General features: G+C 66.5%; 38 protein-coding genes. 3 read left to right on the top strand and 35 right to left on the bottom strand.

Annotation, left to right across the window (positions count from 1 at the left end; genetic code table 11):
- Positions 1-45: 45 nt before the first annotated feature.
- Positions 46-1893, bottom strand: a complete 1848-nt coding sequence (glmS, locus tag OG407_RS30950; RefSeq protein ID WP_405862883.1) for a glutamine--fructose-6-phosphate transaminase (isomerizing) — start codon at positions 1891-1893, stop codon at positions 46-48.
- Positions 1894-2071: 178 nt separating this feature from the next.
- On the opposite strand from glmS, the gene coaA reads away from it, so the two are divergent.
- Both coaA and OG407_RS30940 read left to right on the top strand, forming a co-directional pair.
- On the top strand, positions 2072-3040 hold the full coding sequence (gene coaA / locus OG407_RS30945; RefSeq protein WP_405862882.1) for a type I pantothenate kinase: 969 nt from the start codon (positions 2072-2074) through the stop codon (positions 3038-3040).
- A 47-nt stretch (positions 3041-3087) separates the two neighbouring features.
- The gene (locus OG407_RS30940; protein WP_405862881.1) at positions 3088-4029 is read left to right on the top strand and encodes a DUF389 domain-containing protein; all 942 of its coding nucleotides are present in this window, start codon (positions 3088-3090) and stop codon (positions 4027-4029) included.
- A 199-nt stretch (positions 4030-4228) separates the two neighbouring features.
- On the opposite strand, the gene glmM is transcribed toward OG407_RS30940, so the two are convergent.
- The 3 genes from glmM to rplM form a co-directional block, all read right to left on the bottom strand.
- Complete coding sequence (glmM, locus tag OG407_RS30935) at positions 4229-5587, bottom strand: phosphoglucosamine mutase (RefSeq protein WP_366489173.1); 1359 nt, start codon at positions 5585-5587, stop codon at positions 4229-4231.
- Between the two features lie 210 nt (positions 5588-5797).
- Positions 5798-6325 carry a 30S ribosomal protein S9 gene (rpsI, locus tag OG407_RS30930; protein ID WP_019055538.1) on the bottom strand — a complete coding sequence of 176 codons (528 nt, stop codon included), beginning with the start codon at positions 6323-6325 and terminating at the stop codon, positions 5798-5800.
- Positions 6326-6371: 46 nt separating this feature from the next.
- Positions 6372-6815: a 50S ribosomal protein L13 gene (gene rplM, locus OG407_RS30925; protein ID WP_013001400.1), complete on the bottom strand. Its 444-nt coding sequence runs from the start codon at positions 6813-6815 to the stop codon at positions 6372-6374.
- A 369-nt stretch (positions 6816-7184) separates the two neighbouring features.
- On the opposite strand from rplM, the gene OG407_RS30920 reads away from it, so the two are divergent.
- Positions 7185-8063, top strand: a complete 879-nt coding sequence (locus OG407_RS30920; RefSeq protein WP_405862880.1) for a hypothetical protein — start codon at positions 7185-7187, stop codon at positions 8061-8063.
- A 52-nt stretch (positions 8064-8115) separates the two neighbouring features.
- On the opposite strand, the gene truA is transcribed toward OG407_RS30920, so the two are convergent.
- The 31 genes from truA to rpsJ form a co-directional block, all read right to left on the bottom strand.
- Positions 8116-8961: a tRNA pseudouridine(38-40) synthase TruA gene (gene truA / locus OG407_RS30915; protein WP_405862879.1), complete on the bottom strand. Its 846-nt coding sequence runs from the start codon at positions 8959-8961 to the stop codon at positions 8116-8118.
- A 130-nt stretch (positions 8962-9091) separates the two neighbouring features.
- Complete coding sequence (gene rplQ, locus OG407_RS30910; RefSeq protein WP_405862878.1) at positions 9092-9592, bottom strand: 50S ribosomal protein L17; 501 nt, start codon at positions 9590-9592, stop codon at positions 9092-9094.
- Positions 9593-9756: 164 nt separating this feature from the next.
- On the bottom strand, positions 9757-10779 hold the full coding sequence (locus OG407_RS30905; protein WP_019055532.1) for a DNA-directed RNA polymerase subunit alpha: 1023 nt from the start codon (positions 10777-10779) through the stop codon (positions 9757-9759).
- 115 nt (positions 10780-10894) lie between these two features.
- Positions 10895-11299: a 30S ribosomal protein S11 gene (rpsK, locus tag OG407_RS30900; RefSeq protein ID WP_006376016.1), complete on the bottom strand. Its 405-nt coding sequence runs from the start codon at positions 11297-11299 to the stop codon at positions 10895-10897.
- Positions 11300-11368: 69 nt separating this feature from the next.
- A complete protein-coding gene (gene rpsM / locus OG407_RS30895) occupies positions 11369-11749 on the bottom strand; it encodes a 30S ribosomal protein S13 (protein ID WP_019055531.1) in 381 nt (126 codons plus the stop codon).
- 205 nt (positions 11750-11954) lie between these two features.
- Positions 11955-12068, bottom strand: coding sequence for a 50S ribosomal protein L36 (gene rpmJ / locus OG407_RS30890; protein WP_003998809.1), 114 nt, complete (start codon positions 12066-12068; stop codon positions 11955-11957).
- A gap of 59 nt (positions 12069-12127) precedes the next feature.
- The gene (gene infA / locus OG407_RS30885; protein ID WP_003948620.1) at positions 12128-12349 is read right to left on the bottom strand and encodes a translation initiation factor IF-1; all 222 of its coding nucleotides are present in this window, start codon (positions 12347-12349) and stop codon (positions 12128-12130) included.
- A gap of 236 nt (positions 12350-12585) precedes the next feature.
- The gene (gene map, locus OG407_RS30880) at positions 12586-13422 is read right to left on the bottom strand and encodes a type I methionyl aminopeptidase (protein ID WP_403583042.1); all 837 of its coding nucleotides are present in this window, start codon (positions 13420-13422) and stop codon (positions 12586-12588) included.
- 129 nt (positions 13423-13551) lie between these two features.
- Complete coding sequence (locus tag OG407_RS30875; RefSeq protein WP_026150164.1) at positions 13552-14217, bottom strand: adenylate kinase; 666 nt, start codon at positions 14215-14217, stop codon at positions 13552-13554.
- Positions 14217-15530 (bottom strand): preprotein translocase subunit SecY, encoded by a 1314-nt coding sequence (gene secY / locus OG407_RS30870; RefSeq protein WP_328680096.1) that lies wholly within the window; start codon positions 15528-15530, stop codon positions 14217-14219. Before secY ends, OG407_RS30875 begins: the two co-directional genes overlap by 1 nt.
- A 255-nt stretch (positions 15531-15785) precedes the next feature.
- Entirely contained in the window at positions 15786-16241 is a 456-nt protein-coding gene (gene rplO, locus OG407_RS30865) for a 50S ribosomal protein L15 (protein ID WP_019055527.1), read from the bottom strand.
- A gap of 2 nt (positions 16242-16243) precedes the next feature.
- On the bottom strand, positions 16244-16426 hold the full coding sequence (gene rpmD, locus OG407_RS30860) for a 50S ribosomal protein L30 (RefSeq protein WP_006376032.1): 183 nt from the start codon (positions 16424-16426) through the stop codon (positions 16244-16246).
- The gene (gene rpsE, locus OG407_RS30855) at positions 16426-17031 is read right to left on the bottom strand and encodes a 30S ribosomal protein S5 (protein ID WP_006376045.1); all 606 of its coding nucleotides are present in this window, start codon (positions 17029-17031) and stop codon (positions 16426-16428) included. Before rpsE ends, rpmD begins: the two co-directional genes overlap by 1 nt.
- A gap of 37 nt (positions 17032-17068) precedes the next feature.
- Positions 17069-17452, bottom strand: a complete 384-nt coding sequence (gene rplR, locus OG407_RS30850; RefSeq protein WP_019055526.1) for a 50S ribosomal protein L18 — start codon at positions 17450-17452, stop codon at positions 17069-17071.
- A gap of 3 nt (positions 17453-17455) precedes the next feature.
- Positions 17456-17995, bottom strand: coding sequence for a 50S ribosomal protein L6 (rplF, locus tag OG407_RS30845; protein ID WP_019055525.1), 540 nt, complete (start codon positions 17993-17995; stop codon positions 17456-17458).
- A 22-nt stretch (positions 17996-18017) separates the two neighbouring features.
- Entirely contained in the window at positions 18018-18416 is a 399-nt protein-coding gene (rpsH, locus tag OG407_RS30840; RefSeq protein WP_266769350.1) for a 30S ribosomal protein S8, read from the bottom strand.
- A 213-nt stretch (positions 18417-18629) separates the two neighbouring features.
- Positions 18630-18815, bottom strand: coding sequence for a type Z 30S ribosomal protein S14 (locus tag OG407_RS30835; RefSeq protein ID WP_003948630.1), 186 nt, complete (start codon positions 18813-18815; stop codon positions 18630-18632).
- A gap of 5 nt (positions 18816-18820) precedes the next feature.
- The gene (gene rplE / locus OG407_RS30830; RefSeq protein WP_328680109.1) at positions 18821-19378 is read right to left on the bottom strand and encodes a 50S ribosomal protein L5; all 558 of its coding nucleotides are present in this window, start codon (positions 19376-19378) and stop codon (positions 18821-18823) included.
- Positions 19378-19701 (bottom strand): 50S ribosomal protein L24, encoded by a 324-nt coding sequence (gene rplX, locus OG407_RS30825; protein ID WP_019055522.1) that lies wholly within the window; start codon positions 19699-19701, stop codon positions 19378-19380. Before rplX ends, rplE begins: the two co-directional genes overlap by 1 nt.
- 2 nt (positions 19702-19703) lie before the next feature.
- Positions 19704-20072: a 50S ribosomal protein L14 gene (gene rplN, locus OG407_RS30820; protein ID WP_003998823.1), complete on the bottom strand. Its 369-nt coding sequence runs from the start codon at positions 20070-20072 to the stop codon at positions 19704-19706.
- A 126-nt stretch (positions 20073-20198) separates the two neighbouring features.
- Entirely contained in the window at positions 20199-20486 is a 288-nt protein-coding gene (gene rpsQ, locus OG407_RS30815) for a 30S ribosomal protein S17 (protein WP_019055521.1), read from the bottom strand.
- On the bottom strand, positions 20486-20710 hold the full coding sequence (gene rpmC / locus OG407_RS30810; RefSeq protein ID WP_005481220.1) for a 50S ribosomal protein L29: 225 nt from the start codon (positions 20708-20710) through the stop codon (positions 20486-20488). Before rpmC ends, rpsQ begins: the two co-directional genes overlap by 1 nt.
- Positions 20710-21129 (bottom strand): 50S ribosomal protein L16, encoded by a 420-nt coding sequence (gene rplP, locus OG407_RS30805; protein ID WP_010986348.1) that lies wholly within the window; start codon positions 21127-21129, stop codon positions 20710-20712. The genes rpmC and rplP overlap by 1 nt, the downstream gene beginning before the upstream one ends.
- Positions 21130-21134: 5 nt before the next feature.
- Positions 21135-21995: a 30S ribosomal protein S3 gene (gene rpsC / locus OG407_RS30800; protein WP_403583035.1), complete on the bottom strand. Its 861-nt coding sequence runs from the start codon at positions 21993-21995 to the stop codon at positions 21135-21137.
- Positions 21995-22342: a 50S ribosomal protein L22 gene (gene rplV, locus OG407_RS30795; protein WP_006604878.1), complete on the bottom strand. Its 348-nt coding sequence runs from the start codon at positions 22340-22342 to the stop codon at positions 21995-21997. The genes rpsC and rplV overlap by 1 nt, the downstream gene beginning before the upstream one ends.
- A gap of 40 nt (positions 22343-22382) precedes the next feature.
- Positions 22383-22664, bottom strand: a complete 282-nt coding sequence (gene rpsS, locus OG407_RS30790) for a 30S ribosomal protein S19 (RefSeq protein WP_328680113.1) — start codon at positions 22662-22664, stop codon at positions 22383-22385.
- Positions 22665-22676: 12 nt separating this feature from the next.
- Positions 22677-23513 (bottom strand): 50S ribosomal protein L2, encoded by an 837-nt coding sequence (gene rplB, locus OG407_RS30785; RefSeq protein ID WP_327401914.1) that lies wholly within the window; start codon positions 23511-23513, stop codon positions 22677-22679.
- 38 nt (positions 23514-23551) lie between these two features.
- Positions 23552-23971 carry a 50S ribosomal protein L23 gene (gene rplW, locus OG407_RS30780; RefSeq protein WP_200681734.1) on the bottom strand — a complete coding sequence of 140 codons (420 nt, stop codon included), beginning with the start codon at positions 23969-23971 and terminating at the stop codon, positions 23552-23554.
- Positions 23971-24627: a 50S ribosomal protein L4 gene (gene rplD, locus OG407_RS30775; protein ID WP_328680117.1), complete on the bottom strand. Its 657-nt coding sequence runs from the start codon at positions 24625-24627 to the stop codon at positions 23971-23973. Before rplD ends, rplW begins: the two co-directional genes overlap by 1 nt.
- A 1-nt stretch (position 24628) precedes the next feature.
- Entirely contained in the window at positions 24629-25273 is a 645-nt protein-coding gene (rplC, locus tag OG407_RS30770; protein WP_328680119.1) for a 50S ribosomal protein L3, read from the bottom strand.
- A 17-nt stretch (positions 25274-25290) separates the two neighbouring features.
- Positions 25291-25599, bottom strand: coding sequence for a 30S ribosomal protein S10 (gene rpsJ, locus OG407_RS30765; protein ID WP_003948644.1), 309 nt, complete (start codon positions 25597-25599; stop codon positions 25291-25293).
- Positions 25600-26089: the final 490 nt, after the last annotated feature.

Here is a 26089-nt window from a genome sequence, read left to right as displayed (position 1 = left end):
CGTCCAACTGGCGGAAGCCCTCCGACTCCCCGGCCAGGGCCGCCCTCACTCCACGGTCACCGACTTCGCCAGGTTCCGAGGCTGATCCACTTCATTCCCCCGAGCCGTGGCCAACTCACAGGCGAACACCTGCAACGGCACGGTCGCGACAAGCGGTTGGAGCAACGTGGGCGTGGCCGGGATCCGGATCAGGTGATCGGCGTACGGGACGACCGTCTCGTCCCCCTCCTCCGCGATCACGATGGTCATCGCGCCCCGCGCCCGGATCTCCTGGATGTTGGACACGATCTTGTCGTGGATAACCGACCGCCCGCGCGACGACGGAACCACGACAACGACCGGCATCCCCTCCTCGATCAGCGCGATGGGCCCGTGCTTCAACTCCCCCGCCGCGAAGCCCTCGGCGTGCATGTACGCCAACTCCTTGAGCTTCAGGGCACCTTCAAGAGCCACCGGGTATCCGACATGCCGGCCCAGGAACAGCACGGTGTTCTTCGACGCCACCGACCGCGCCAACTCCCGTACCGGCTCCATCGTTTCCAGCACCCGCTCGACCTCCCCGGAGATCTGCGACAGGTCCCGGATGACGGCCTGGATCTCGTCCCCCCACTTCGTGCCCCGCACCTGACCGAGATACAGCGCGACCAGATAACACGCCACCAACTGCGTCAGAAACGCCTTCGTCGACGCTACGGCGACCTCGGGCCCGGCATGCGTGTACAGCACCGCGTCCGACTCACGGGGAATCGTCGACCCGTTGGTGTTGCAGATGGCCAGCACCTTCGAGCCCTGCTCCCTCGCGTGCCGTAGCGCCATCAGCGTGTCCATCGTCTCGCCGGACTGGGAGATGGCGATGACCAGAGACCGCGCGCCCAGGATCGGATCCCGGTACCGGAACTCGCTCGCCAGCTCCACCTCGCACGGAATCCGCGTCCAGTGCTCGATGGCGTACTTGGCGATCAGCCCGGCGTGGAAGGCCGTACCGCACGCGACGATGACGACCTTGTCGATCTCCCTCAACTCATGCACGGGGATGCGGACTTCATCCAGCGAGAGCAGGCCCGCCGCATCGATCCGCCCCAGCAACGTGTCGGCGACCGCCTTCGGCTGCTCGGCGATCTCCTTGAGCATGAAGTAGTCGTAGCCGCCCTTCTCCGCGGCGGACGCGTCCCAGTCGACGTGGTACGAACGCACCTCGGCCGGAGCCCCGTCGAACCCGGTGACGGTCACCCCGTCCCGCCGCAGCTCGACGACCTGGTCCTGCCCCAGCTCGATCGCGGAACGCGTGTGGGCGATGAACGCGGCGACGTCGGAGGCGAGGAAGGCCTCCCCTTCCCCCACCCCGACCACGAGCGGCGAGTTCCGCCGCGCGCCCACGACCACATCCGGCTCGTCCGCGTGCACGGCGACCAGCGTGAACGCGCCCTCCAGCCGCCGGCACACCAGCCGCATCGCCTCCGCCAGATCCGCGCACCCCGAGAACTCCTCGGCCAGCAGATGCGCGACCACCTCGGTGTCCGTGTCGGAGGCGAGATCGTGCCCGCGCTCCGCCAACTCGGCCCGCAGACAGGCGAAGTTCTCGATGATGCCGTTGTGGACGACCGCGACCCGCCCCGCGTTGTCGAGATGCGGATGGGCGTTCGCGTCCGTCGGCCCGCCGTGCGTGGCCCAGCGCGTGTGCCCGATGCCCGTCGACCCCGCCGGCAGCGGGTGGTCGACCAGTTCCTTCTCCAGATTGACGAGCTTCCCCGCCTTCTTCACCGCCGCCAGCCCCCCGTCCGCGAGCACGGCGACCCCCGACGAGTCGTACCCCCGGTACTCCAGCCGCTTCAGCCCGGCCATCACCACATCAAGCGCCGACTGCGACCCCACGTATCCCACGATTCCGCACATGCGCCGCAGCCTAGGCGCCGAACCCCACCCGAACACGGCACTCCGTGCCCGATTTCGGAAATTACGGCCACCGGCCGAAGGGCCTGATAAAGCGTCCGGACACCCGGCGTGACGCACCCCACCCGCCACCCCGTTCAAACTCCGTTAACAATGGACTGTGATCTCTCCGGTCTCCCCGATGCCCCGGAGCGCCCACCGGCACAAGCCGGAGGCGACTCCCTACGTCGACCTCACCCGAGCCGAGTGGAGCGCGCTGCGCGACAAGACGCCGCTGCCGCTCACCGCCGAGGAGGTCGAGAAGCTGCGCGGCCTGGGCGATGTCATCGACCTCGACGAGGTGCGTGACATCTACCTCCCGCTGTCCAGACTCCTCAACCTCTACGTCGGCGCCACGGACGGCCTGAGAAACGCGCTGAACACCTTCCTGGGCGAGCAGGGCTCCCAGTCCGGCACCCCGTTCGTCATAGGCGTCGCGGGGTCGGTGGCCGTAGGGAAATCGACCGTCGCCCGGCTCCTCCAGGCGCTGCTCTCCCGCTGGCCCGAACACCCCCGTGTCGAGCTGGTCACCACCGACGGGTTCCTGCTGCCCACCCGGGACCTGGAGGCGCGCGGGCTCATGTCGCGCAAGGGCTTCCCCGAGTCGTACGACCGCCGCGCGCTCACCCGTTTCGTCGCCGACATCAAGGCCGGCAAGGACGAGGTCACCGCGCCCGTCTACTCCCACCTCATCTACGACATCGTCCCTGACCAGCGGCTCACCGTCCGCCGCCCCGACATCCTCATCGTCGAGGGGCTCAACGTGCTCCAGCCCGCGCTCCCGGGCAAGGACGGCCGGACCCGCGTCGGGCTCGCCGACTACTTCGACTTCAGTGTGTACGTCGACGCGAGCGCCGAGGACATCGAGCGCTGGTACCTGAACCGGTTCCGCAAGCTGCGCGCCACCGCGTTCCAGAACCCGGACTCGTACTTCCGCAAGTACACCCAGGTCTCCGAGGACGAGGCCGTCGACTACGCCCGCACCCTCTGGCGCACCATCAACAAGCCCAACCTGGTGGAGAACATCGCCCCCACCCGAGGCCGCGCCACCCTCGTCATCCGCAAGGGCACCGACCACAAGGTCCGACGCCTCAGCCTGCGCAAGCTGTAACCCCGCAGACCCACAGCCCCACACGCGCCGCCTGTTAAAAAGGCGTCATGCTGCACCTGCGCCTCATCACCCCCGCCGACAGGACCGACGACGTGGTCCGGCTCATCGAGACGACCGTCGGCACCGCACACCTCGTCGTCATGACCGGCGCCGCCCGCAACCCGCCCGGCGACGTCGTCATGTGCGATGTCGCCCGCGAGGCCGGTGACGAACTCATCGGCGCGCTAAGGGAGTTGGGACTGGACCGCACCGGTTCGATCGCCGTCGAGAACATCGACCTGTCCCTGTCGGAGCGGGCCGACCAGGCCCAGGACGACGCACCCGGCGAGGGCGCGGACGCCGTGCTGTGGGAGCACCTCGCCGACGCCACGCACGAGGAGTCCACCCTCACCGTCACCTACGTCGCGTTCCTGACCGTCGCCACCATGCTCGCGGCCTGCGGTGTGATGCTGGACAACGCGATCCTGATCGTGGGCGCGATGGCCGTAGGACCCGAGTTCGGGCCGCTCGCCGGGATCTCGACGGCGCTGGTGCGGAAGGCACCCCAACTGGTGTGGCGGTCACTGTGGGCCCTGCTCGCCGGATTCGCGGCGGCCATGGTGCTGACGGTGGGCTTCAGCTGGCTGCTGGACACCCTCGGGCTCTTCGAGAAGTCCATGGTGGAGGCCGCCCGCCCCAACACCGCCTTCATCTGGAAGCCCGACTGGATGTCCTTCGTCGTGGCCTTCCTGGCCGGCATCGCGGGCACCCTGTCCCTGACCTCCGCCAAGTCCGGCGCCCTGATCGGCGTAGCCATCTCGGTGACAACCGTCCCGGCCGCCGCGAACGCCGCCGTCGCCTTCAGCTACCGCGACTACTCCCAGACCTGGGGCTCCACTTGGCAACTCCTCGCCAACCTCGGCGGCATCGTCCTGGCCGGCACGCTCACCCTGCTCGCCCAGAAGTGGTTCTGGACGATGCAACGCGAGCGCACCACACAACTCACTTAGCCAGGCGTCGACTTCACGGCAGCATCCGCCCAACTCACTCAGCCGCGCGCCGACTTCACAACATCGACTCGGCTCAGCTCATCCAACCGGACACCGCCTCAACAGCCCCGACTCAGCTCACCCGACCGGACACCGACTTCACGGCACCAGCTCAACTCACTGAACCGGACACCACCTCGACGGCATCCGCCCAACCCACCTACCCCAGCGCCGACTTCACCGCGTCGGCCAACCGCCCCGCCACCGACCGGGCCTGGTCGATGTCAGCGGCCTCGACCATCACGCGCACCAGCGGCTCGGTACCCGACGGGCGCAGCAACACCCGCCCCGTGGAACCGAGTTCACGCTCCGCCTCGGCGACAGCCGCCGCCAGGTCGGCGGACGTGCCGACCCGTGTGCGGTCCACGTCCGGCACATTGATGAGCACCTGCGGCAGCCGCGTCATCACGGACGCGAGGTCCTTCAGCGTGCGGCCCGTGTCGGCGACGCGGGCCGCCAGCATCAGGCCGGTCAGCGTGCCGTCGCCCGTGGTCGCGTGGTCCAGGATGATGACGTGGCCGGACTGCTCACCGCCCAGCGCGTAGCCGTGCTCCTTCATCTCCTCCAGGACGTAGCGGTCGCCGACCGCGGTCTGGACGAGCGTCAGGCCCTCGCGCTCCATGGCCAGTTTGAAGCCGAGGTTCGACATGACGGTCGCGACGACGGTGTCGGAGCGCAGTGCGGAACGCTCCCGCATCGCCAGCGCGATCACGGCCATGATCTGGTCCCCGTCGACCTCTTCACCGGTGTGGTCCACGGCCAGGCAGCGGTCGGCGTCACCGTCGTGCGCGATGCCGAAGTCGGCGCCGTGCTCGACGACGGCGGCCTTGAGCAGACCCAGGTGGGTCGAGCCGCAACCGTCGTTGATGTTCAGCCCGTTGGGATCCGTGCCGATCGTGATGACCTCGGCGCCGGCCCGCGAGAACGCCTCCGGGGAGACCCGCGCGGCGGCACCGTGCGCCTCGTCGAGGACGATCTTCAGCCCGTCGAGCCGGTTCGGGAGCACGCCGATGAGGTGGGCGACGTACTGGTCGAAGCCCTCGCTGTAGTGCCGGACCCGGCCGACGCCCGAGCCGGTCGGACGGTCCCAGGGGGCGCCGGTGCGGTGCTCGTCGTAGACCTTCTCGATCCGGTCCTCCAGCTCGTCGTCGAGCTTGTGCCCGCCGCGCGCGAGGAACTTCAGTCCGTTGTCGGGCATCGCGTTGTGGCTCGCGGAGAGCATCACTCCGAGGTCGGCGCCCAGCACGCCGGTGAGATACGCCACCGCGGGGGTGGGCAGCACACCGACGAGCAGTACGTCCACTCCCGAGCTGGCCAGGCCCGCGACCACGGCGGCCTCCAGGAACTCCCCGGACGCGCGCGGGTCCCGTCCGACCACGGCCGTCGCCCGGTGGCCCGCGAAGGTGCCCGCCTCGGCGAGTACATGCGCCGCCGCGACGGAGAGCCCGAGGGCCATCTCGGCCGTCAGATCCACGTTGGCGACACCGCGCACGCCGTCCGTGCCGAAGAGTCGTCCCACTTGTCCTCCTGAGGAAGGCGAAAGTCCTGCGAGGCCGAAGTCCCGCAGAGCTGAAGTCCTGCATTCCAGGCATACGATGCCTGTTCATCCGATCACACAAGCCTTTGAGCGTCTTGTGCCGTTATACGCCCCCGGCTGTGATAAACGAACGCCCCGACGGCACAAGTGGCGTGCCGACGGGGCGTTCGGAGTACAGACAGCAGACGCGATTTAGCGCTTGCTGTACTGCGGGGCCTTGCGGGCCTTCTTGAGACCGGCCTTCTTGCGCTCGACCGCACGGTCGTCGCGACGGAGGTAACCGGCCTTCTTGAGGGCGGCGCGGTTGTTGTCCACGTCGGCCTCGTTCAGCGCGCGGGCCACGCCGAGGCGCAGGGCACCGGCCTGACCGGAGACGCCGCCACCCGAGATGCGGGCGATGACGTCGTAGCGGCCGTCGAGTTCGAGCACCTTGAAGGGCTCGTTGACTTCCTGCTGGTGGACCTTGTTCGGGAAGTAGTCCTCAAGCGTGCGCCCGTTGACCTTCCACTTGCCGGTGCCGGGCACGATGCGAACGCGCGCGATGGCGTTCTTGCGACGGCCCAGGCCGGCGGCGGGCTGCGGGTCGCCGAAGCGGCCGGCGAGCGACTCCGACGTGTACTCACCCTCGACGGGGACGTCGGACTCGGTGGTGTAGCTCTCGATGTCGACGAGCTCGGTCTCAGTCTCTTCGACCGGCTGCTCAACGGTGGTCTCGGCCACGGTTCTCCTCAGATTCTTTTCTGTCTTAGGGGGTGTGTGGCCGGAACTACTGCGCGACCTGGGTGATCTCGAACGGCACCGGCTGCTGGGCAGCGTGCGGGTGCTGGTCGCCCGAGTAGACCTTCAGCTTGCTGATCATCTGACGGCCCAGGGTGTTCTTGGGGATCATGCCCTTGATGGCCTTCTCGACGGCCTTCTCGGGGTTCTTCGCCAGCAGCTCGTCGTAACGGACGGAGCGCAGACCACCCGGGTAACCGGAGTGGCGGTACGCCAGCTTCTGGGTCTTCTTGTTGCCGGACAGGTGAACCTTGTCGGCGTTGATGATGATGACGAAGTCACCCATGTCCATGTGCGGGGCATAGGTCGGCTTGTGCTTGCCGCGGAGGAGGTTCGCAGCAGTGGTAGCCAGACGGCCGAGGACGATGTCCTGGGCGTCGATGACGTGCCACTGGCGAGTCACATCGCCGGGCTTGGGGCTGTACGTACGCACTTCGCAGCCTTCTTCTTCAGTGGATGGGTGCTGACACATGGCATCACTGAAGCGATCGTGCAGCTGGGGACGACAATGGCCGGGGACGATGCCCGTATGCCGCCCACTGGAAACTGCTCCAGGGAACCTACGTAAGGGCCACTCGTGTGAGAACGACCAAGCCGATACGCATAACAAACCGTAAGAGTACCCGCGCGGCCCCGGACGGGTCAAAACGGGGTCGGCGCCACCGGAACAGGTGCGGAAAGCGGCCAGAACGGATGCGGAAAGCGACGGCGGAAACACTTACCGTGACATCCCCAACGTCAGTCGCCACAGGCCTCATTGAGGCGCACCGGTACCGCCGTCACCCCGTCTAGGATGCGACCCATGAGCTTCGGACAGGGGGGACCCCAGTCCCAGTGGGATCCCTGGAAACCCAATTCGCAGCAGCCGTGGGGCGGCAGCGTCGACGACGACGACACGCCTGACTGGGCCGCGCTCGCCGACCAGGCGGAGACGCGCAACAAGCGCAGGAGAGTGCTGCTGATAGGCGGCGGCGCGCTCGCGACGGTGGCCGTCGGGACAGCCGTGGCCATGGCCGTCATGTCGGCGAACGACGACACGAGCGCGTCGGGCAAGCCCACGAACCTGCCCGCGAGCGCCTCCGTGCCCAGCGCCGACGCCACCTCGCCGTCCTTCGCGCCGACCAGCGCGCCCCCGCCGCTGGACCCCAAGGAGTTCATCTCCAGCAAGGCGAAGGACACGGCACCGCTCAGCCCCGCGACCCTCTTCCCGGGCACCCAGCTGACGGTCGCCTCGACGGTGTACAAGAAGGGCCCGACGGCCGACACCACGAACTGCGCCTCGGTCGCCTCGGGCACCCTCCCCAAGGTCCTCACCGCGAACGGCTGCACCCGCCTCATGCGGGTCTCGTACATCAAGGACAACATCGCGGTCACGGTCGGTGTGGCCCTCTTCGACACCGAGGCACAGGCGACGAAGGCCAAGGGCCAGGCGGACACCAAGAGCGCCGTCAGATCACTGTCCGGCAAGGGCGTCAAACCCTTCTGCGACGGCGCGATCTGCCGCACGACGACCAACGCGTACGGCCGCTACGCCTACTTCACCGTCGCCGGTTTCACCAACGGCACGGACGTGACGGCGAAGGACACCAAGGTCTTCTCGATCGGCGACGACCTCGCCAAGTTCGCCTTCGACCAGATCCACGCCCGCGGCGAGGCCCAGGCTTCGGCGGCTGCGCAGTAACAAGCTGGGCGCCACCGGGAGTTGGCGCCCAGCGCGCCCACCCGGCCGGCCCTCAGTGCACGGCCCCCCGCACCCGCCGGGCCAGCAACTGCCGCTCCGCCAACAGCCCGTCCGCCGGATACGCGACCTCCTCCAGCGTCAGCCCGTGCGGCCGTACGACATGCACGGCACTGTCCCGCACCCGCGCGTCCAGCACCTTCCGCGGCCACTCGGCACCCCGGTGCCCATCGCCGACGAACACCAACGCGCCCACCATCGAGCGCACTTGGTTATGACAGAAAGCGTCGGCACGCACCTCGATCTCGACGACACCATCAGCGCGCCGCCGCACCCCGAAGTCGAGAATCTCCCGAACGGTCGACGCCCCCTCGCGCTTCTTCGCATAAGCGGCGAAGTCGTGTTCCCCCACAAGGGACTTGGCGGCGGCGTCCATCACCTCGACGTCCAACTCCCAGTCGTGCCACAGCACATGATTCCGCAGCAACGGGTCCACGCCCCCCGGCCGGTCCCCCACCCGATACACATAACGCCGCCACAGGGCCGCGAACCGCGCGTTGAAGCCCTCGGGAGCCTCCGCGACGCCCCACACCCGCACATCCTTCGGCAACCGCCCCGCAAGCCGCTTCAGCAGCTTCTCGCGGTGCTCCGCCCACAACTCCCCCGGCAGATCGACATGCGCCACCTGCCCCCGAGCATGCACCCCGGCATCGGTCCGCCCCGCCACGGTCAGGTCGTACGCCACCGCCCCCGACCGCGTCACCGTCCGCAGAGCGTCCTCGACCTCCCCCTGCACGGTCCGCCGCCCCCCGGCCTGCTTGGCCCACCCGGAGAACTCGGTCCCGTCGTAGGAGAGATCAAGCCGCACACGAACGAACCCAGCCTCTACGTCGTCACTCACACCGAGATCCTCTCAAGAACAACGAAAGCGGGCCCGCTCCATGAAAGGAGCGGACCCGCCAACACGCCCGTCTTCAGGGGCGCGGGGAACTGCGCGACCAGCCACAGCGGACCGGCAGCCAAAAACGGTGTTACGCGTCCTTGGCCTCTTCGTCGGCCTCAACCTCAACCGGCTTCGCGTCCTCAACGACCTCAACCGGAGCCGCAGCCTCGGTGTCCTTCGCCGCACGCTTGGTCGCGGCCTCGGCCTCACCGGTCGCAGCCTGCGCGACGGTCAGGGCCTCGACGAGCTCGATGACAGCCATGGGCGCGTTGTCGCCACGACGGTTACCGATCTTGGTGATACGGGTGTAGCCACCGGGACGGTTCTCGTAACGCGGGCCGATCTCGGTGAAGAGCGTGTGGACGACGCTCTTGTCCGTGATCACCTGAAGCACCTGACGGCGGTTGTGAAGGTCGCCCTTCTTGCCCTTGGTGATCAGACGCTCGGCGTACGGCCGCAGCTTGCGGGCCTTCGCCTCGGTGGTGGTGATGCGGCCGTGCTCGAAGAGCGCCTTCGCGAGGTTCGCGATGAGCAGCTTCTCGTGCGCGGCACTGCCGCCCAGACGGGCACCCTTGGTGGGCTTCGGCATGGTCTTTCTCCTCAGTGTCTGCCCCGGCCGTATCAGGTACCGAGGTCAGTGTCCGAGCGGGCGATCGCCCGTCGGAGATCCGGGAGCAGCCCCGAAGGGGCGCTCCCGGAAGGGGCGCGGGGAACTGCGCGACCAGCCACAATGCTCCCGCACCCGAAAACCGATCAGTACTGCTCGGTCTCCACAAAACCCGCGTCCACGTCATCGTCCGCGCCAAACGCGTCCGCCGCGGCCGTCGGGTCGAATCCGGGCGGGCTGTCCTTCAGGGCCAGGCCCATGCCGGCCAGCTTCGCCTTGACCTCGTCGATGGACTTCGCACCGAAGTTGCGGATGTCCAGGAGGTCGGCCTCGGAACGAGCCACGAGCTCACCCACGGAGTGGATGCCCTCGCGCTTGAGGCAGTTGTACGACCGAACGGTGAGCTCAAGCTCCTCGATCGGCAGGGCGAGATCAGCGGCGAGGGCGGCGTCCGTCGGGGACGGGCCCATGTCGATGCCCTCGGCGTCGATGTTCAGCTCGCGGGCGAGACCGAACAGCTCGACCAGGGTCTTGCCGGCCGACGCCATGGCGTCACGGGGACGCATGGCCTGCTTCGTCTCGACGTCGACGATGAGCTTGTCGAAGTCGGTCCGCTGCTCGACACGCGTGGCCTCGACCTTGTACGTGACCTTCAGCACCGGGCTGTAGATGGAGTCGACCGGAATACGGCCGATCTCCTGGCCCACCTGCTTGTTCTGCACGGCGGAGACGTAACCGCGGCCACGCTCGACCGTGAGCTCCATCTCCAGCTTGCCCTTGCCGTTGAGCGTGGCGAGGACGAGATCGGGGTTGTGCACCTCGACACCGGCCGGGGGCGCGATGTCGGCGGCGGTGACCAGACCCGGACCCTGCTTGCGCAGGTACATCACGACCGGCTCGTCGTGCTCCGAGGAGACGACCAGCTGCTTGATGTTGAGGATCAGGTCGGTGACGTCCTCCTTGACGCCCGGCACGGTGGTGAACTCGTGCAGAACGCCGTCGATCCGGATGCTGGTGACAGCCGCACCGGGGATCGAGGAGAGGAGCGTACGACGCAGGGAGTTGCCGAGGGTGTAGCCGAAGCCCGGCTCCAGCGGCTCGATCACGAACCGGGAGCGGAATTCGTCGACGACCTCTTCGGTCAACGAGGGGCGCTGAGCGATCAGCATGAAGTGAGTCCTTCAGTCATGGACACCCACTATTTGATGTCCGACTAGTACTGCAAGGGTACGGGCGGCACAGCCCCGAAAGGCCATACCGCCCGAAACCTGAGACAACCGTGCGTCAGACGCGGCGGCGCTTCGGCGGACGGCAGCCGTTGTGCGGGGTGGGGGTGACGTCCTGAATGGAGCCGACCTCAAGGCCAGTGGCCTGGAGGGAGCGGATCGCGGTCTCGCGACCGGAGCCCGGGCCCTTCACGAAGACGTCAACCTTGCGCATGCCGTGCTCCTGCGCGCGACGGGCAGCCGACTCGGCGGCCATCTGCGCGGCGAAGGGGGTGGACTTGCGCGAGCCCTTGAAGCCGACGTGGCCGGCGGAGGCCCAGGAGATCACGTTGCCCGCGGGGTCCGTGATCGAGACGATCGTGTTGTTGAACGTGCTCTTGATGTGCGCGTGGCCGTGAGCGACGTTCTTCTTTTCCTTGCGGCGCACCTTCTTGGCAGCGCCCTGACGACCCTTGGGGGGCATCTATTACTCCTACGGGGAGGTGGTCGGTCCTACAGCGAAGACCGCTGGTGAAGCGTTGTCCGCTGCGGACTACTTCTTGCCCGGCTTCTTCTTGCCGGCGATGGCGCGACGCGGACCCTTGCGGGTACGAGCGTTCGTGCTGGTGCGCTGACCGCGTACGGGCAGACCACGACGGTGACGGAGACCCTGGTAGCAGCCGATCTCCACCTTGCGGCGGATGTCGGCCTGGATCTCGCGACGGAGGTCACCCTCGGTCTTGATGTTGGCGTCGACGTACTCACGAATCGCGACGAGCTGCTCTTCCGAGAGGTCGCGAACGCGGGTGTTGGGGTCGATACCGGTCTCGGCCAGCGTCAGCTGGGAAAGAGTCCGACCAATGCCGAACACGTAGGTGAGGGCGACCTCCACGCGCTTTTCGCGCGGGATGTCGACACCGGAAACGCGTGCCATTCAATGGCTCCAGTTGATCTTCGGAGGTCTTCCGCAGAACCGGATCCCAGCCGCCGGCCTCTTCTGTCGAAGATTTGGTACGGCGTGGGTCCCCAGCCTCCGAGCCGGGGGTGTCGGGCGCCTACTACGCCCGGGTCCTGCGTATGAACATGTACTGCTCGCGTCGCGCGAAACTCTGCGAAAGATGCAGAGGGAAGGTCCTGCGTCAGCCCTGGCGCTGCTTGTGGCGCGGGTTCTCGCAAATGACCATGACCCGACCGTGACGGCGGATCACCCTGCACTTGTCGCAGATCTTCTTGACGCTCGGCTTGACCTTCATTGGTGAGGTTCTCCGGGTCAGTTGCCTTCGGCGCCGCTTGCGCGGAACCTGGGCAAGATCTACTTGTAGCGGTAGACGATCCGGCCACGCGTCAGGTCGTACGGAGACAGCTCCACCACGACCCGGTCGTCAGGGAGGATACGGATGTAGTGCATACGCATCTTGCCGCTGATGTGTGCCAGGACCTGGTGGCCGTTCTGGAGCTCCACCTTGAACATGGCGTTCGGGAGAGACTCGACGACAGTGCCTTCGATCTCGATGGCACCTTGCTTCTTGGCCACGCTTCGCCCTTCGAATCGACTACCTTGATCGACTCAGTGCGTCCCCTTACGGGGTGCATGCGGACATGCGGCTGCACGAGAGCCGACGAGTCAGTCTACGTCAGGCCACTCGGAAAGACGAATCGAGGAAGGATGCCCCGACGGGGAGATCGTTAAGCACAGGGCACCTGTAATGCCCCGTTTTCAGGGGCGCGGGGAACTGCGCGCCCAGCCCCCACCGGCGGTCAGCCAGGCAACTACGCGAGCGGATCCGGCGCAGCCGTGATCCCATACTCGGCCAGCTTCGCCTTACCACCATCAGGAGCCGTCAGCACAAGCGGCCCCTCCTCCGTCAGAGCGACCGAGTGCTCCCAGTGGGACGACCAGGTCCCGTCCGTCGTGATGACCGTCCAGTCATCCGAGAGAACCTCCGTCTTCGGGGTACCCAGGGACACCATGGGCTCGATGGCGAGGCAGAACCCCGGCACCAGCTTCGGCCCCTTGCCCCGCCGCTTCTCGACGTAGTTCAACAGATGCGGATCCATGTGCATCTCGGTACCGATGCCGTGACCGCCGTAGTCCTCGACGATCCCGTACTTGCCCCCACCCGGCTTCGGCTGCCGACGGATGTACGTCTCGATGGCCCGGGAGATGTCCACGAGCCGGTTGCCGAGCTTCATCGCGGCGATCCCGGCCCACATCGACCCCTCGGTCACCCGCGACAGCTCAAGAAGCTCCGGGGCGTGCCCCGAGCCGACGAACGCCGTGTACGCCGCGTCCCCGTGCCAGCCGTCGATGATCGCGCCGCAGTCGATGGAGATGATGTCGCCGTCCTTCAGCACGACCTCGTCGGACGGGATGCCGTGGACGACGACCTCGTTCACCGAGGTGCAGATCGTCGCGGGGAAGCCGCCGTAGCCGAGGAAGTTCGGCTTCGCGTTGTGGTCCGCGAGGACCTTGCGGGCGACCTCGTCCAGATCCTTCGTGCTGGCGCCGGGTACGGCCGCCTCACGCGTGGCCGCGTGGATCGCGGCGACGACCAGCCCCGCCTCGCGCATCTTGGCGATCTGCTCGGGGGTCTTGATCTGCACCATGGGGGCCTGCGCTCTCCGTCTTCCGCGACACAAAGGATGGCTGTACAAAATGGCCGTACACAAAATAGCCGTACACAACAGTACGACCGCGGCGCCCCTGCGGGCACCGCGGCCGGATCTGCTCGACGACTACTTCGCGCTCTCGTCCTCGCGCTGCAGCGCGTCCAGCGCCCGCTGCGTGATCTCGTCCACCGGACCGAGCGAGGAGATCGTGACCACCAGGCCCTGGGCCTTGTAGTAGTCGATGATCGGCTCGGTCTGCGTGTGGTAGACCTCCAGCCGGGTGCGGACCGTGTCCTCGGAGTCGTCGTCGCGCTGGTACAGCTCGCCGCCGCAGACGTCACAGACGCCGTCCTGCTTCGGCGGGCTGTACGTCACGTGGAAGACGTGACTGGAGTCCTTGCGGCAGATACGGCGGCCGGCGATGCGCTTGACCACCTCGTCCTCGGAGACCTCCAGGTCGAGGACCGCGTCCAGCTTGATGTCCTCGGTCTTCAGCAGCTCGTCCAGCGCCTCGGCCTGCGACACATTGCGCGGGAAACCGTCCAGCAGGAAGCCGTTGACGGCGTCCGGCTGCTCCATGCGGTCCTTGGCCATCGCGATGGTGACCTCGTCCGGGACCAGGTTGCCCGCGTCCATGTAGGACTTCGCCAGTTTGCCGAGTTCCGTGGCCTGACTGATGTTGGCACGGAAGAGGTCGCCCGTGGAGATGTGCGGGATGTGCAGCGTCTTGGCGAGGCGCACAGCCTGCGTTCCCTTACCGGCACCCGGCGGCCCGACGAGGACGATTCGCATCAGCGGAGGAACCCTTCGTAATTGCGCTGCTGGAGCTGGCTCTCGATCTGCTTCACCGTCTCAAGACCGACACCCACGATGATCAGGATGCTGGTCCCGCCGAACGGGAAGTTGCCGCTTGCGTTGAAACCGACCAACGCCATCGTCGGTACGAGAGCGATCAGACCCAGATACAGCGAACCCGGCCAGGTGATCCGGTTGAGTACGTAACTCAGGTACTCAGCGGTGGGCCGGCCAGCCCGGATGCCCGGGATGAAGCCACCATACTTCTTCATGTTGTCGGCGACTTCCTCGGGGTTGAACGAGATCGCCACGTAGAAGAACGCGAAGAAAACGATCAGCAGGAAGTAGCTGACCAGGTAAATCGGGTGGTCACCCTTGGTCAGGTTGGTCTGGATCCAGGTCTTCCAGGTGGACGTACCGCCGGAGAACTGAGCGACCAGAGCCGGGATGTAGAGCAGCGACGACGCGAAGATGACCGGAATCACACCGGCCTGATTGACCTTCAGCGGGATGTAGGTCGACGTACCGCCGTAGGAACGGCGGCCGATCATGCGCTTCGCGTACTGGACCGGGATCCTGCGCTGGGCCTGCTCGACGAAGACCACGAGGCCGACCATCACCAGGCCGACGAGGATGACGGTGCCGAACTCGATCCAGCCGCCGGCCAGCGTGCCCTGCTTCTTGATGGCCCACAGAGCGGACGGGAAGGTCGCGGCGATCGAGATGAACATGAGGATCGACATGCCGTTGCCGATGCCGCGGTCGGTGATGAGCTCGCCGAGCCACATCACGACGCAGGTGCCGGCGGTCATGCAGACCACCATGGTGACGGTGGTGAAGATCGACTGGTCCGGGACGATCTGATTCGCCGCCGGGCAGCCGGAGAAGAGGGCGCCGCTGCGGGCGGTGGCCACCAGACCGGTGCCCTGGAGGATGGCGAGCGCCACGGTCAGATAACGCGTGTACTGCGTGATCTTCGACGTACCGGCCTGCCCCTCCTTCTTGAGGGCTTCCAGACGCGGGATCACCACGGTCAGCAGCTGCAGAATGATGCTCGCGGTGATGTACGGCATGATGCCGAGCGCGAAGATCGTGATCTGGAGCAGCGCGCCACCGCTGAACATGTTGACCAGACCGAACAGACCCTGGTTGCCGTTCGAGACGTCGATACAGGTCTGGACGCTCTTGTAATCGACGCCCGGGATCGGGATGTGCGTACCGACCCGGTACACCACGATGATCCCGAGCGTGAAGAGCAGCTTCTTGCGCAGGTCGGGTGTCCTGAACGCCCGGGCGAACGCGGTGAGCACGGTGCCTCCTGCGACCCCCGCGCGCGTGCGCGTGAGGTGACGACTAAGTGTGGTTGATGGCCTGTGGAACGAGATTACGGCATGCCAAGACGACGCTGGGTACCAGCCGCACAGCCTACCTACATCAACGCCCCTAGGGGATACCGATCGAACGTCCCATGAGTCACGACTACTGAAAAAACGGCCGGGGTTGACCCTCAGAGAGGGCCAACCCCGGCCGCCATTGCTGACGTAGGTCAGGCTCGGTCCGACATATCAGACGAGCTCGGTGACCGTACCGCCCGCGGCAGTGATCTTCTCCTTGGCGGAGCCGGAGACGGCGTCAACCGAAACCTGCAGCGCCACGGAGATCTCGCCCTGGCCGAGCACCTTGACGAGGCTGTTCTTGCGAACGGCACCCTTGGCGACGAGACCCTCTACGGTGACCTCGCCACCCTCGGGGTACAGCGCGCCCAGCTTGTCGAGGTTCACGACCTGGAACTCGGTCTTGAACGGGTTACGGAAACCCTTCAGCTTCGGGAGACGCATGTGGAGGGGCATCTGGCCACCCTCGAAGCGCTCCGGAACCTGGTAACGGGCCTTCGTGCCCTTGGTTCCACGTCCAGCCGTCTTACCCTTCGACGCCTCACCACGACCCACACGGGTCTTGGCGGTCTTGGCGCCCGGGGCAGGACGAAGGTTGTGGATCTTGAGCGGGTTGTTCTCCGCCATGATCAGTCGACCTCCTCAACCGTCACGAGGTGGCGGACGGTGTGCACCATTCCGCGGAACTCGGGGCGGTCCTCCTTGACGACCACGGTGTTGATCCCCTTGAGACCAAGGGACCGCAGGGTGTCACGGTGGTTCTGCTTGCTGCCGATGTACGACTTCGTCTGCGTGACCTTGAGGCGAGCCATTACGCACCCGCTCCCGCACGTGCACGAAGCAGAGCCGCGGGGGCGACGTCCTCAAGGGGCAGACCGCGGCGAGCCGCGATCTCCTCGGGACGCTGCAGGCCCTTGAGGGCCGCCACGGTCGCGTGCACGATGTTGATCGCGTTGGACGAGCCGAGCGACTTCGACAGGATGTCGTGAACGCCGGCGCACTCCAGGACAGCTCGCACCGGGCCACCGGCGATGACGCCGGTACCGGGGGAAGCAGGCTTGAGCAGGACGACGCCCGCGGCCTTCTCGCCCGTGATCGGGTGCGGGATGGTGCCCTGGATACGGGGGACCTTGAAGAAGTGCTTCTTGGCCTCTTCAACACCCTTGGCGATCGCGGCCGGCACCTCCTTGGCCTTGCCGTAACCGACACCGACGGTGCCGTCACCGTCGCCCACCACGACGAGCGCGGTGAAGCTGAAGCGACGACCACCCTTGACAACCTTGGCGACGCGGTTGATCGCGACTACGCGCTCAACGTACGCGGTCTTCTCGGCGGCAGCAGCGCCGCCGTCACGGCCCTTCCGGTCCCGCCGCTCGCCGCCACCGGCACCGCTTCCACGGCGCTGGGGTCCAGCCATTGGATTACCTCTCTCTTTCCGCTAGCTACGGAAGCGACTAGAACTTCAGTCCGGCTTCGCGGGCGGCGTCCGCCAGGGCGGCGATGCGCCCCGCGTACTGATTGCCGCCGCGGTCGAATACGACAGCCTCGACACCGGCGGCCTTGGCGCGCTCGGCGACCAGGGCGCCGACCGACTTGGCCTGCGCGGACTTGTCGCTCTCGCCGCCGCGGATCGAGGTGTCCAGGGTCGACGCCGACGCCAGGGTGTGACCCTTGATGTCGTCGATGACCTGGGCCACGATGTGGCGGTTGGAGCGGGTCACGACCAGGCGCGGACGCTCAGCCGTACCGGAAATGTGCTTCCGGATGCGGATGTGACGACGCTTGATGGCAGCACGCTTGTAAGCGTCGCCCTTAGCGATCTTCGTACCGTATGCCATGGCTTACTTACCCGCCTTTCCGACCTTGCGCCGGATGACTTCGCCCTCGTACTTGACGCCCTTGGCCTTGTACGGGTCGGGCTTGCGCAGCTTGCGGATGTTCGCCGCAACCTCGCCGACCTTCTGCTTGTCGATGCCCTCGACCGAGAAGTGCGTCGGGTTCTCGACCTTGAACGAGATGCCCTCGGGCGCCTCGACCGTGATCGAGTGGCTGTAGCCGAGCGCGAACTCAAGGGTGGAACCCTTGGCCGCGACGCGGTAACCGACACCACTGATTTCGAGCTTCTTCACGTAACCCTCGGTCACGCCGGTGATCATGTTCGCCACCAGCGTGCGGGACAGGCCGTGCAGGGCCTTGTTCTGACGCTCGTCGTTGGGGCGGGTGACGCTCAGCACGCCGTCCTCACCCTTGGCGATGTCGATCGGCGCAGCGACGGTGTGGGTCAGCGAGCCCTTGGGGCCCTTGACCGAGACCGTACGGCCGTCGATGGTGACGTCCACGCCGGCGGGAACCGTGATGGGGAGCTTGCCAATACGCGACATAGCTTCTTCCGTTTCCCTTCCGCTACCAGACGTAGGCGAGAACTTCTCCGCCTACGCCCTTCTTGCCGGCCTGCTGTCCAGTGAGGAGACCGTGCGACGTGGAGATGATCGCCACGCCGAGGCCACCGAGCACCTTGGGCAGGGAGGTGGACTTCGCGTAAACCCGGAGACCGGGCTTGGAGATCCGCTTGATGCCCGCGATGGAGCGCTCACGGTTCGGGCCGAACTTCAGCTCAAGGACGAGGTTCTTGCCGACCTCGGCGTCCTCGATCTTCCAGCCCGTGATGAAGCCCTCCTGCTGGAGGATCTCCGCGATGTGAGACTTGATCTTCGATGCCGGCATCGTCACGGAGTCGTGGTATGCCGAGTTCGCGTTCCGCAGACGCGTAAGCATGTCTGCGATCGGATCAGTCATGGTCATGAATTGGCCTTCGGCCTCTCTCGCCGGGGTTTCCTGGTGCCCATCCCTCTCCTCGATCCGAGACGAGGCGGGTGCGGTGCGGTGGACCTACGGCGTAGTAAGTCGTATGGGCGGCAATCAGGCGCCCAACCCTCCTAGCCTATGCCATGGAGGGGTGGGCACCTGACCGTGCCCTCTGCTTACCGAGAGCTTCGGGAGTCCGGAACTACCGGACTACCAGGAGCTCTTGGTCACGCCCGGCAGCTCGCCACGGTGAGCCATCTCACGAAGGCACACGCGGCACAGGCCGAACTTGCGGTACACGGAGTGCGGACGGCCGCAGCGCTGGCAGCGCGTGTAGCCGCGTACTCCGAACTTGGGCTTACGAGCAGCCTTGGCAATCAGAGCCTTCTTCGCCATCTCGCTTACGCCTCCTTGAAGGGGAAGCCGAGGTGACGGAGAAGGGCACGGCCTTCGGCGTCGTTGGTCGCCGTGGTCACCACGGTGATGTCCATACCCCGGACGCGGTCGATCTTGTCCTGGTCGATCTCGTGGAACATGACCTGCTCGGTGAGACCGAAGGTGTAGTTGCCACGACCGTCGAACTGCTTGGGAGACAGACCGCGGAAGTCGCGGATGCGCGGAAGCGCGAGCGACAGGGTGCGGTCCAGGAACTCCCACATGCGGTCGCCACGGAGCGTGACGTGGGCACCGATCGGCTGACCCTCGCGCAGCTTGAACTGCGCGATGGACTTGCGGGCCTTGGTGATGGCCGGCTTCTGACCGGTGATCGTGGTCAGGTCACGGACGGCACCGTCCATGAGCTTGGAGTCACGGGCGGCGTCGCCGACACCCATGTTCACCACGATCTTGACGAGGCCGGGGATCTGCATGACGTTCTCGTAGGAGAACTCCTCACGCAGCTTGCCGGCGATCTCGTCGCGGTACTTCGTCTTGAGACGCGGGCTGGTGGTGGTAGTCATCAGATGTCCTCACCCGTCCGCTTGGCAACGCGAACCTTGTTGCCCTCGTCGTCGAAGCGGTAACCGACACGCGTGACAACCTTGTTGCCGTCCTTCTCAACGACCAGCTGGACGTTGGAGACGTGGACGGGCGCCTCGGTCGTGACGATGCCGCCGGCCTGCGAACCCTTGGCGGTGGGGCCGGCCTTGGTGTGCTTCTTGACCCGGTTGACACCCTCGACCAGGACGCGGTCCTCGCGGGGGTAGGCCGCAATGACCTTGCCCTGCTTGCCCTTGTCCTTGCCGGTGATGACCTGAACCGTGTCACCCTTCTTGATCTTCATGCTTACAGCACCTCCGGAGCCAGCGAGATGATCTTCATGAACTTCTTCTCGCGCAGCTCGCGCCCGACCGGGCCGAAGATGCGGGTACCACGAGGGTCACCGTCGTTCTTCAGAATGACGGCGGCGTTCTCGTCGAAGCGGATGTACGAGCCGTCCGGACGGCGGCGCTCCTTCACGGTGCGAACGATGACCGCCTTGACGACGTCACCCTTCTTCACGTTGCCACCGGGGATCGCGTCCTTGACGGTGGCGACGATGACGTCACCGATGCCCGCGTAGCGGCGACCGGAGCCACCGAGCACACGGATGCAAAGGATTTCCTTCGCACCAGTGTTGTCGGCGACGCGCAGTCGCGACTCCTGCTGGATCACGTCTATCTCCTGATCGTCTGCCGGTTCCCCGGGGGCCGTTCAGTGAACGGCCCCCGGAGCCTGGCGGAACTGACCTGCGGGTTTGCCCGCAGGCCGCATTCATTGGAATTCCCTTGCGGGAACTACCTACTTGGCCTTTTCGAGGATCTCGACGATGCGCCAGCGCTTCGTCGAGGACAGCGGACGCGTCTCCATGAGGAGGACGCGGTCGCCGACGCCGGCGGCGTTCTGCTCGTCGTGGGCCTTGAGCTTGTTCGTACGGCGGATGACCTTGCCGTACAGCGCGTGCTTCACGCGGTCCTCGACAGCGACGACGACGGTCTTGTCCATCTTGTCGCTGACGACGAGACCCTCACGGGTCTTGCGGAAGCCGCGGCTCGCGGTCTGCTCTTCAGTCACGTTGCTCTCGCTCATCAGGCGCTCTCCACCGTCTCGATGCCCAGCTCGCGCTCACGCATCAGGGTGTAGATCCGCGCGATGTCCTTCCGGACGGCCTTGAGCCGACCGTGGTTCTCGAGCTGACCGGTCGCCGCCTGGAAGCGGAGGTTGAACAGCTCTTCCTTGGCTTCGCGGAGCTTGTTGAGAAGCTCCTCGTCACCCAGTTCGCGCAGCTCGGACGCCTTGGTACCGGCCGACATCACGCTTCACCTGCCTCGCGCTTGACGATCCGGCACTTCATCGGCAGCTTGTGCGCTGCGCGAGTGAGGGCCTCACGGGCGATCTTCTCGTTGGGGTAGGACAGCTCGAACATGACCCGGCCCGGGTGCACGTTCGCGATCCACCACTCGGGAGAACCCTTACCGGAACCCATGCGGGTCTCGGCAGGCTTCTTCGTGAGCGGGCGGTCCGGGTAGATGTTGATCCAGACCTTGCCGCCACGCTTGATGTGGCGGGTCATCGCGATACGGGCGGCCTCGATCTGGCGGTTCGTCACGTACGCCGGCGTGAGGGCCTGAATGCCGTACTCGCCGAACGAAACCTGCGTACCGCCCTTGGCCTGACCACGGCGCTTGGGGTGGTGCTGCTTGCGGTGCTTGACCCTACGGGGGATCAGCATTTCGGTCAGGCCTCCGTTCCACCGGTAGAAGAGGGCGCGGCCTCGACCGGAGCGGCAGCCGCCGGAGCCTCGGCCTTGGGGGCCTCGGCAGCGGGACCGGCCTGCTGCGGCTTGCGGCCGCGGCCGCCACGCTCGCCACCGCGGCCACCGCCGCGGGCCGGGCGGTCGCCGCCCGGGCCGCCACCGCGAGCCGGGCGGTTACCCGCACGGGCAGCGGCGTTCTCGGCGCGGACCTCGGCGATGTTCTTGACGTCGCCCTTGTAGATCCAGACCTTCACACCGATACGGCCGAAGGTCGTCTTGGCCTCGAAGAAGCCGTAGTCGACGTTCGCGCGGAGCGTGTGCAGGGGCACGCGGCCCTCGCGGTAGAACTCCGAGCGGGACATCTCGGCGCCGCCGAGGCGACCGCCGCACTGGATCTTGATGCCCTTGGCGCCGGCCTTCATCGACGACTGCATGCTCTTACGCATGGCCCGACGGAAGGAGACGCGGGAGGAGAGCTGCTCGGCGACGGCCTGAGCGACCAGCTGGGCATCGAGCTCGGGGTTCTTGACCTCGAGGATGTTCAGCTGGACCTGCTTGCCCGTGAGCTTCTCCAGGTCGCCGCGGATGCGGTCGGCCTCGGCGCCGCGGCGGCCGATGACGATGCCCGGGCGAGCGGTGTGGATGTCCACACGCACGCGGTCACGGGTGCGCTCGATCTCCACCTTCGAGATGCCGGCGCGCTCCATGCCGGACGTCATCATCCGACGGATGGCGACGTCTTCCTTGACGTAGTCCTTGTACAGCTTGTCGGCGTACCACCGGGACTTGAAGTCCGTGGTGATGCCGAGCCGGAACCCGTGCGGGTTAACCTTCTGGCCCATTACCGGGTTCCTTCCTTGCTGCTGACGACCACGGTGATGTGGCTGGTCCGCTTGCGGATCCGGTAGGCACGGCCCTGGGCACGCGGCCGGAACCGCTTCAGGGTCGGACCCTCGTCGACGTAGGCCTCGGAGATGACGAGGCTGCCGGCGTCGGTGTGGTCGTAGTTGTGCGCGGCGTTGGCAATGGCGCTGTCAAGCACCTTGCCGACCGGCACGCTCGCGGCCTGCGGGGCGAAACGCAGGACCGCCTGAGCCTCCGTGGCGTCCATGCCACGGATGAGGTCCACCACGCGGCGGGCCTTCATGGGCGTGACGCGGATGTACCGCGCCTGGGCCCTGGCTTCCATGGTTGTCCCTTCAGTGTTTGTCATGGTCAGTCACCCCGCGCTAGCGGCGCTTCGACTTCCGGTCGTCCTTGACGTGACCCCGGAAGGTGCGCGTCGGCGAGAACTCGCCGAGCTTGTGGCCGACCATCGACTCGGTGACAAACACCGGGATGTGGATCTTGCCATTGTGCACCGCGATCGTGTGGCCGAGCATGGCCGGGACGATCATCGAGCGGCGGGACCAGGTCTTGATGACGTTCTTGGAGCCGGCCTCGTTCTGTACGTCCACCTTCTTGATGAGGTGGCCGTCGACGAAGGGCCCCTTCTTGAGACTGCGCGGCATCTAAACCCGCTCCTAGCGCTTCTTGTTCGTCTTGCGGCGGCGGACGATGTACTTGCTCGATGCCTTCTTCGGCGAGCGAGTACGACCCTCCTTCTGACCCCACGGGGAGACCGGGTGGCGACCACCGGAGGTCTTGCCCTCACCACCACCGTGCGGGTGGTCGACCGGGTTCATCGCAACACCGCGGACGGACGGGCGGACGCCCAGCCAGCGCTTGCGGCCTGCCTTGCCCCAGTTGATGTTGCTCTGCTCGGCGTTGCCGACCTCGCCGACCGTGGCGCGGCAGCGCTGGTCGACCAGGCGGATCTCACCGGAGGGCATGCGGAGGTGGGCCATGGTGCCCTCCTTCGCGAGCAGCTGCACCGAGGCACCGGCGGAGCGGGCGAACTTGGCGCCGCCACCGGGACGGAGCTCGATCGCGTGGATCGTGGTACCGACCGGGATGTTGCGGAGCGCCAGGTTGTTGCCCGGCTTGATGTCGGCCCCGGGACCGTTCTCGACGCGGTCACCCTGCGACAGGTTGCGGGGGGCGAGGATGTAACGCTTCTCGCCGTCCGCGTAGTGCAGCAGCGCGATGCGCGCGGTGCGGTTGGGGTCGTACTCGATGTGCGCGACCTTCGCCGGCACGCCGTCCTTGTCATGGCGACGGAAGTCGATGACGCGGTAGGCGCGCTTGTGTCCGCCACCCTGGTGGCGAACGGTCACACGACCGGAATTGTTACGGCCGCCCTTGCTGTGCAGGGGGCGAACCAGCGACTTCTCCGGCGTGGACCGCGTGACCTCGACGAAGTCGGCGACGCTGGAGCCACGGCGGCCCGGCGTAGTCGGCTTGTACTTGCGGATTCCCATTTCTCAGTCCTCGTCCGATATCGGACGATCCGACCCGCTTACGCGGCCGGACCGCCGAAGATGTCGATACGGTCGCCCTCAGCGAGGGTCACGATCGCGCGCTTGGAGCCCGCGCGCTGACCGAAACCGGTCTTGGTGCGCTTGCGCTTGCCCTGGCGGTTGATCGTGTTGACCCCGGTGACCTTGACCGAGAAGACCGCCTGGACGGCCTGCTTGATCTGGGTCTTGTTGGCGCCCGGGGCCACGATGAAGGTGTACTTGCCCTCGTCGAGGAGCGCGTAGCTCTTCTCCGAGACGACCGGCTTCAGCAGCACGTCACGGGGGTCCGTGAACGACTTGCTGATCGGCGTCTCGACGGTGTTCTTGCCCTCGGTCTCGTGGCGCTTCGCCTTGGCGATGCGCGCGACCTTCTTGGCCTTGGCGGCCTTCGAGGCGATGCTCGGGTGACGCGTAGCCATCAGGCTTCGCTCCCTTCGGTGTCAGCGGCCTGGGGGCCAGACACGAAGGACTCGAAAGCGGCCTGGGTGAAGACCACGTCGTCCGAGACGAGAACGTCGTACGTGTTCAGCTGGCCCGGCTCCAGGATGTGGACCTGGGGCAGGTTGCGCGCGGAAAGCAGCGCGGCCTCGTCGGAGCGCTCGATGACCAGGAGCACGTTCTTGCGCTCGCTGACCTTGCCGAGGAAGCTCCGGGCGGCCTTGGTGGAGGGGGTCTCGCCCTCGATCACGCCGGTGATGACGTGGATGCGAGCGTTGCGGGCCCGGTCGGTGAGGGCGTGGCGCAGGGCCGCGGCCTTCATCTTCTTCGGGGTCCGCTGCGAGTAGTCGCGCGGCGTCGGGCCGTGCACGACACCACCGCCGGCGAACTGCGGGGCGCGGGTCGAACCCTGACGGGCGCGGCCGGTGCCCTTCTGGCGGTACGGCTTCCTACCGCCACCACGGACCTCGCCACGACGCTTGACCTTGTGCGTGCCCTGACGGGCGGCGGCCAGCTGTGCGACGACGACCTGGTGAAGCAGCGGAATGCTGATCTTCTCTACGTCGAAGATCTCGGCCGGGAGCTCAACGGTCCCGGCGTTGTCGCCGGAGGGCGACAGAATGTCAATGGTGCTCATGTCAGGCCCCCTTGGCGGCGGTACGGACCAGGACGAGGCCGCCGTTCGGACCGGGGATGGCTCCCTTGATGAGGAGCAGTCCCTTCTCCGCGTCGACAGCGTGAACGGTCAGGTTCTGGGTGGTGACCCGCTCATTGCCCATACGGCCCGCCATGCGCATGCCCTTGAAGACACGGCCAGGGGTGGCACAGCCACCGATGGAGCCGGGAGAGCGGTGCTTGCGCTGGACACCGTGGCCGGCGCCGAGGCCACGGAAGTTGTGACGCTTCATGACACCGGCGAAGCCCTTGCCCTTGCTCTTGCCGGTCACGTCCACCTTGACGCCGGCCTCGAAGGTCGCGGCGGTGATCTCCTGGCCGAGGGTGTACTCGCTGGCACCAGCGGTACGGATCTCGACGAGGTGACGACGGGGGGTGACGTCGGCCTTGGCGAAGTGACCCTTGAGGGGCTTGTTCACCTTGCGCGGGTCGATCTCGCCGAAGGCGATCTGGACCGACTCGTAGCCGTCGGAGTCATTCGTACGGACCTGGGTCACGACGTTCGGGCCGGCCTTGACGACGGTGACCGGAACAACACGGTTGTTCTCGTCCCACACCTGCGTCATGCCGAGCTTCTCGCCCAGGATGCCCTTGATCTGCTTAGCCATCTTCAGCTCACCGGCCCCTAGAGCTTGATCTCGATGTCGACACCGGCCGGGAGGTCGAGTCGCATCAGAGAGTCAACGGTCTTGGGGGTGGGGTCGAGGATGTCGATCAGGCGCTTGTGCGTGCGCATCTCGAAGTGCTCGCGCGAGTCCTTGTACTTGTGCGGCGACTTGATGACGCAGTACACGTTCTTCTCAGTGGGCAGCGGCACCGGGCCCGCGACCGACGCACCAGTGCGCGTCACCGTCTCGACGATCTTCTTCGCCGAGGAATCGATGACCTCGTGGTCGTAGGCCTTGAGCCGGATGCGGATCTTCTGTCCCGCCATGGCTACTCAGTAGTCCTGTCTCTAGTAACGCTCTGCACCCCGGCAAGCCCTTCTGCTCTCTTACCGCTTCGATTCCTCCGACCCACGCGGTCGGGTGTGTCGCGCTCTCACCGACACAGAAGTCCCATATACGGAACTTCCCTGCTGGGAAAGCACGGCCCTTCCGGAACCGCAAGCCGAGGGCGAAGAAGCCCACCGGGTGCCTGGCCGGCGCCGCACTGACACTTCCCGAAAGATTCCCGTACGTCCGCCCCAGCGCTGCCGTAAGGCAGTTGGGACGACGAGTACCGTGGGACTCGCTTCCGGTCCTCCCGACGGGAGGCGCGCAGCATCAACACTCGACCGAGCAACTCCGACAGTCTGCCATATGGCGCAGGCGGCTGGCCAATCGGGGCGTAGAGATTACCCCTGGAGTGACGTAGGTCAAACACATGCGCGCTGCGGCCCCCGGGGCTGCCCCGAAATGCCCCGAGGCCGAGCCTGATCATTC

Origin of the sequence: Streptomyces sp. NBC_01515 (assembly GCF_045040345.1) — a bacterium.
Lineage (GTDB): Bacteria > Actinomycetota > Actinomycetes > Streptomycetales > Streptomycetaceae > Streptomyces.
This window is presented reverse-complemented; position numbering and strand designations above follow the sequence as displayed.

Coding starts and splice junctions, on each gene's coding strand:
- glmS (WP_405862883.1), bottom strand. CDS start 1,893: ATGTGCGGAATCGTGGGATACGTGGGGTCGCAGTCGGCGCTTGATGTG.
- coaA (WP_405862882.1), top strand. CDS start 2,072: ATGCCCCGGAGCGCCCACCGGCACAAGCCGGAGGCGACTCCCTACGTC.
- OG407_RS30940 (WP_405862881.1), top strand. CDS start 3,088: ATGCTGCACCTGCGCCTCATCACCCCCGCCGACAGGACCGACGACGTG.
- OG407_RS30920 (WP_405862880.1), top strand. CDS start 7,185: ATGAGCTTCGGACAGGGGGGACCCCAGTCCCAGTGGGATCCCTGGAAA.
- rplQ (WP_405862878.1), bottom strand. CDS start 9,592: ATGCCGAAGCCCACCAAGGGTGCCCGTCTGGGCGGCAGTGCCGCGCAC.
- OG407_RS30905 (WP_019055532.1), bottom strand. CDS start 10,779: ATGCTGATCGCTCAGCGCCCCTCGTTGACCGAAGAGGTCGTCGACGAA.
- rpsK (WP_006376016.1), bottom strand. CDS start 11,299: ATGCCCCCCAAGGGTCGTCAGGGCGCTGCCAAGAAGGTGCGCCGCAAG.
- rpsM (WP_019055531.1), bottom strand. CDS start 11,749: ATGGCACGCGTTTCCGGTGTCGACATCCCGCGCGAAAAGCGCGTGGAG.
- rpmJ (WP_003998809.1), bottom strand. CDS start 12,068: ATGAAGGTCAAGCCGAGCGTCAAGAAGATCTGCGACAAGTGCAGGGTG.
- map (WP_403583042.1), bottom strand. CDS start 13,422: ATGGTGCAGATCAAGACCCCCGAGCAGATCGCCAAGATGCGCGAGGCG.
- OG407_RS30875 (WP_026150164.1), bottom strand. CDS start 14,217: ATGCGAATCGTCCTCGTCGGGCCGCCGGGTGCCGGTAAGGGAACGCAG.
- rplO (WP_019055527.1), bottom strand. CDS start 16,241: ATGGCGGAGAACAACCCGCTCAAGATCCACAACCTTCGTCCTGCCCCG.
- rpmD (WP_006376032.1), bottom strand. CDS start 16,426: ATGGCTCGCCTCAAGGTCACGCAGACGAAGTCGTACATCGGCAGCAAG.
- rpsE (WP_006376045.1), bottom strand. CDS start 17,031: ATGGCTGGACCCCAGCGCCGTGGAAGCGGTGCCGGTGGCGGCGAGCGG.
- rplR (WP_019055526.1), bottom strand. CDS start 17,452: ATGGCATACGGTACGAAGATCGCTAAGGGCGACGCTTACAAGCGTGCT.
- rplF (WP_019055525.1), bottom strand. CDS start 17,995: ATGTCGCGTATTGGCAAGCTCCCCATCACGGTTCCCGCCGGCGTGGAC.
- rpsH (WP_266769350.1), bottom strand. CDS start 18,416: ATGACCATGACTGATCCGATCGCAGACATGCTTACGCGTCTGCGGAAC.
- OG407_RS30835 (WP_003948630.1), bottom strand. CDS start 18,815: ATGGCGAAGAAGGCTCTGATTGCCAAGGCTGCTCGTAAGCCCAAGTTC.
- rplE (WP_328680109.1), bottom strand. CDS start 19,378: ATGACTACCACCACCAGCCCGCGTCTCAAGACGAAGTACCGCGACGAG.
- rplX (WP_019055522.1), bottom strand. CDS start 19,701: ATGAAGATCAAGAAGGGTGACACGGTTCAGGTCATCACCGGCAAGGAC.
- rpsQ (WP_019055521.1), bottom strand. CDS start 20,486: ATGAGCGAGAGCAACGTGACTGAAGAGCAGACCGCGAGCCGCGGCTTC.
- rpmC (WP_005481220.1), bottom strand. CDS start 20,710: ATGTCGGCCGGTACCAAGGCGTCCGAGCTGCGCGAACTGGGTGACGAG.
- rplP (WP_010986348.1), bottom strand. CDS start 21,129: ATGCTGATCCCCCGTAGGGTCAAGCACCGCAAGCAGCACCACCCCAAG.
- rpsC (WP_403583035.1), bottom strand. CDS start 21,995: ATGGGCCAGAAGGTTAACCCGCACGGGTTCCGGCTCGGCATCACCACG.
- rplV (WP_006604878.1), bottom strand. CDS start 22,342: ATGGAAGCCAGGGCCCAGGCGCGGTACATCCGCGTCACGCCCATGAAG.
- rpsS (WP_328680113.1), bottom strand. CDS start 22,664: ATGCCGCGCAGTCTCAAGAAGGGGCCCTTCGTCGACGGCCACCTCATC.
- rplB (WP_327401914.1), bottom strand. CDS start 23,513: ATGGGAATCCGCAAGTACAAGCCGACTACGCCGGGCCGCCGTGGCTCC.
- rplW (WP_200681734.1), bottom strand. CDS start 23,971: ATGGCTACGCGTCACCCGAGCATCGCCTCGAAGGCCGCCAAGGCCAAG.
- rplD (WP_328680117.1), bottom strand. CDS start 24,627: ATGAGCACCATTGACATTCTGTCGCCCTCCGGCGACAACGCCGGGACC.
- rplC (WP_328680119.1), bottom strand. CDS start 25,273: ATGGCTAAGCAGATCAAGGGCATCCTGGGCGAGAAGCTCGGCATGACG.
- rpsJ (WP_003948644.1), bottom strand. CDS start 25,599: ATGGCGGGACAGAAGATCCGCATCCGGCTCAAGGCCTACGACCACGAG.